This is a genomic window from bacterium, assembly GCA_040757115.1.
Taxonomy (GTDB): Bacteria; UBA9089; CG2-30-40-21; order CG2-30-40-21; family SBAY01; genus JBFLXS01.
Genome location: JBFLYA010000321.1, coordinates 1 through 3,658 on the forward strand (window position 1 = coordinate 1; position 3,658 = coordinate 3,658).

The 3,658-nt window shown below is 36.3% G+C and carries 5 protein-coding genes; all 5 read left to right on the forward strand.

What is annotated here, in order from left to right; genetic code table 11:
* Positions 1–216 precede the first annotated feature (216 nt).
* The 5 genes from AB1422_17840 (at position 217) to AB1422_17860 (ending at position 3,476) form a co-directional block, all read left to right on the forward strand.
* The gene (locus AB1422_17840; GenBank protein ID MEW6621165.1) at positions 217–1,167 is read left to right on the forward strand and encodes a polyprenyl synthetase family protein; all 951 of its coding nucleotides are present in this window, start codon (positions 217–219) and stop codon (positions 1,165–1,167) included.
* Between the two features lie 651 nt (positions 1,168–1,818).
* Positions 1,819–2,175 (forward strand): NADH-quinone oxidoreductase subunit A, encoded by a 357-nt coding sequence (locus AB1422_17845; GenBank protein ID MEW6621166.1) that lies wholly within the window; start codon positions 1,819–1,821, stop codon positions 2,173–2,175.
* 35 nt (positions 2,176–2,210) lie between these two features.
* Positions 2,211–2,705 carry an NADH-quinone oxidoreductase subunit B family protein gene (locus AB1422_17850; GenBank protein ID MEW6621167.1) on the forward strand — a complete coding sequence of 165 codons (495 nt, stop codon included), beginning with the start codon at positions 2,211–2,213 and terminating at the stop codon, positions 2,703–2,705.
* Between the two features lie 234 nt (positions 2,706–2,939).
* Complete coding sequence (locus AB1422_17855; GenBank protein MEW6621168.1) at positions 2,940–3,089, forward strand: hypothetical protein; 150 nt, start codon at positions 2,940–2,942, stop codon at positions 3,087–3,089.
* Positions 3,090–3,098: 9 nt separating this feature from the next.
* On the forward strand, positions 3,099–3,476 hold the full coding sequence (locus AB1422_17860) for a hypothetical protein (GenBank protein ID MEW6621169.1): 378 nt from the start codon (positions 3,099–3,101) through the stop codon (positions 3,474–3,476).
* The last annotated feature ends 182 nt before the right edge of the window (positions 3,477–3,658 follow it).

Sequence of the window (3,658 nt, forward strand, 5' to 3'; positions counted from 1 at the left end):
AAATTTCGGTCAGCCTCTTGACAAAATTAGTATCCTTTTGATAAAATTAATTACTTAATTTTTTTTGTTATTTACCCGGGTGAATTGAAACAGTAGGTCCAGGATTTAAGGACAAGGAGTAAGGGGGGTATTTTCTACCTTGCTCATGGAACCTTGAACCTAACACTTCAGAGGGCTAAATAGTTATCTTTTTTTGATTAATGGAAAGAGAAAAATATGGATTTTTTCAAAATTATAAACGAAGAAATTAAAGAAATTGAGACTGTCTTAAAAGAAAAGACCTTGTCTGATATTGAGTTTTTATTTAATTCCTCATCTTATATTTTAAAATCAGGGGGTAAAAAATTAAGACCGGTTTTACTTGTTCTTTCGGCAAAGGCGTGTAATTTTAATGGCGGGAAAAGATATATTAATCTTGCCTGTGCATTAGAACTTATTCATACCGCTACACTTATTCACGATGATGTGATTGATGAAGCAAAACTACGACGAGGCAAACAAACACTTAATTCTAAATATGATAATAAATTGTCCATACTCCTGGGTGATTATTTGTATAGTAAGGCGGTTGGGTTGATTATCTCAGATGGCGAGAAAAGAATAATGGAGATAGTGGCAGATACTGTTTCTCAAATATGTGAAGGAGAAATTTTACAAACCTTGAAGGCAAATACATTACCCGGAGAGCATGAATATTTGAATATGGTGGAGAAAAAAACCGCAATCTTTTTTTCTACCTGCTGTAAAATTGGGGGATTAATTAGTGGGGTTTCACAACAAACAGTAGATTCATTAGCTTCTTATGGACTTAATCTGGGCACTGCCTTTCAGATTACAGATGATATATTAGATTTAATCTCAGATGAGGTAAAAACTGGTAAGTCAACGAAAAATGACCTGTTAAATGGTAAATTTACATTACCAGTAATATATGCCGCAAACTATTCAACCCCAACGGAACTAAAAATTTTAACTAATAGAAGTGAAAAAGAAAATATCCTGAAGTTAATTAAGAAATATGGGGGGTTGGAATATTCACAAAACAAGGCAAAAAGTTATGTTGATGTAGCTAAACAAACCCTTAATTCACTGGATAATAATCAATATAAAGATGCCTTGCTAAACCTGGCAGATTATACTATGGAAAGAGTAGAAAGTAATCAGTAAAAATCTGGTAATTGTTTGTCCATCTGAAGTGAGAATTAGTATTCTTTGCGTCTTTGCGAGAAATATGAAAGTTTTCTCTGCCTTCTCAGGAATTTAGTTTAATCTATTTTGTGTTTCTTCTCTGTGTCTTTGTGTCTCTGCGGTTAAATACTACCCCATTGAGACTTATGGATAAGTTTCACAAAAAAATCTTGACAGAAATAAGGTATTATGGTATATTCTTAAGAACAGCAGACTATTTCTAACTGTGGTTTGTAATTCACCAGTAACAGTAACCGTTGAGGTGGTAATTTACCGCAGAGACACAGAGGAACAGAGAAGACATGGAAATAAATCAGATAACAGAAAAGATTATTGAGGCAATTATGGAAATACACAGGACATCAAAACCAAATTTGTTAATCAATCATGATATGTCGGTCCTCAAAAGATTGCACTGATGAAAATCCGTGATGGAATTCTGCGTCTGGTAAATAGTTTTTAATTTTTTCTCTGCGAACTCTTTTGTCTGTGCGGTGAACGGCTACCAATATTTAAATAAAAGAAGGCTTTTGGATAAAAAGTAAGAAGTGGGGAATAATCTGTTGGAGAAGACCAAGTAACACTAAAATTTATCCAAAGGTATTGTGAAAGAAAGAGGAGAAAATTAATATGCTTGAAGATTATACCTGGGTAGCGTTATTTTTAGTCGTGGGAATTGTTTTTGTCGCAGGTGGATTTATTGCTAACTGGATTGCCAGACCTTCGAATCCATCAGACCGCAAAAGCTCGACTTACGAATGTGGTGAAGAACCTGTCGGCACTTCCTGGATACAATTCAATATCAGATACTATTTATTTGCCTTGATTTTTGTTATATTCGATGTTGAGGTTGTATTTTTATTCCCCTGGGCAGTGGTATTTAAGGAACTTGGACTATTTGCATTTGTTGAAATGATAATTTTTATCGCTATTCTTGTTATCGGACTTATTTATGCCTGGAGAAAAGGGATATTAAAATGGGAGTAAAGGAGGAGTTTTAAATGGGACTACTTGAAAAGACAATGCCCATAGTCGAAAAATTACCCGGTGGACAAATTATTATTGTTCCGGTTGATTTTATAATTAATTGGGCAAGGCGCTCTTCACTCTGGCCTATGACATTTGGATTGGCTTGTTGTGCCATTGAGATGATGGCGGCGGGTGCCTCTCGATATGATTTAGATAGGTTTGGTGCAGGTGTATTCCGTCCCTCACCCAGACAATCTGATGTGATGATTGTTGCCGGCACGGTTACTCATAAAATGGCGACGCGACTTAAATTGCTTTACGACCAGATGCCAGAACCCAAATGGGTTATCTCAATGGGTAGTTGTGCTAATTCCGGCGGTGTATTTAATACCTATAATGTCGTTCAGGGAGTTGATAAGATAGTTCCTGTAGATGTCTATGTTCCGGGTTGTCCTCCAAGACCTGAGGCACTTTTATACGGCTTTTTAAAGTTACAAGATAAGATTAAAAAGATGAGTATAGCAAGGAAAGTAGAGAGTAGAGAGTAGAGAGAGGGAAGCGGCTTGCTTTCTTTACTCTCTACTTCCTATTTTCAGGAGAAATGAGGATGAAAATAGTAGGTAGGATATAGAAGGTAGGAGGGAAGGAGATAGGCGTAAGGAGTAATGTTTTCTTTACTTTCTACTTTCTACTCTCTACTTTCTACTTTCTTATTTTCAGGAGAACGCCCATGAGTCTGCGACTCACAAATGACGATGAAAATAGTAGGTAGGAGATAGAAGGTGGGAGATAGGGAGATAAGCGTGAGGAGTGGTGTTTTCTTTAGTTTCTACTCTCTACTTTCTACTCTCTACTTCCTATTTTCAGGAGAATCTAAAGTCAAATGTTACAGACCACTATTTTGGGCTAATAACTGCTATATGGCAAAATAGAGGTGAACAATGGGTAGAATTCGACAAATGATAAATGTTCAGGGACGAAATGTATGGACACTTTTTGACTTAGGAGCCCGAAATACTTACATTACTCCTGATGTCGCAACACAACTTACTACGATAAATCTTCCTCGCCCTACATATACCAAATTGGGAGGTGAGATGAAGGTGTCTTCACAAGCCGCTGTATTAGTTGGCGACATCGAAGGAAAACCTTTTCATACGGAAGCTATGGTTATTGACCATATTGGAGATGATGAAGAAGAGAAAAATATCGAAGTCCTATTTGGAGCCCTGGCAATGCAACAATGGGGGATACGATTGATACCAGAACAAGAAAAACTAGACCTTTCTCATTATTCCACCGAATTTACTGAGTTTTAGATAAGCAAGTTCGCTCATCTCTAATTCGTAACCGTTCAGGCTATATATCAAAAGTGCAGGCTATATATCAAAAGTGTAAGAAAGGGGATAAGGAGATAAGAGTGATATGGAGATAAGATAATAGAAATAGATTGAAATTTATAGAAATAGGTAGAAATTGATTGTGGAAAACAACAAATTTC

Coding starts and splice junctions, on each gene's coding strand:
- AB1422_17840 (MEW6621165.1), top strand. CDS start 217: ATGGATTTTTTCAAAATTATAAACGAAGAAATTAAAGAAATTGAGACT.
- AB1422_17845 (MEW6621166.1), top strand. CDS start 1,819: ATGCTTGAAGATTATACCTGGGTAGCGTTATTTTTAGTCGTGGGAATT.
- AB1422_17850 (MEW6621167.1), top strand. CDS start 2,211: ATGCCCATAGTCGAAAAATTACCCGGTGGACAAATTATTATTGTTCCG.
- AB1422_17860 (MEW6621169.1), top strand. CDS start 3,099: ATGGGTAGAATTCGACAAATGATAAATGTTCAGGGACGAAATGTATGG.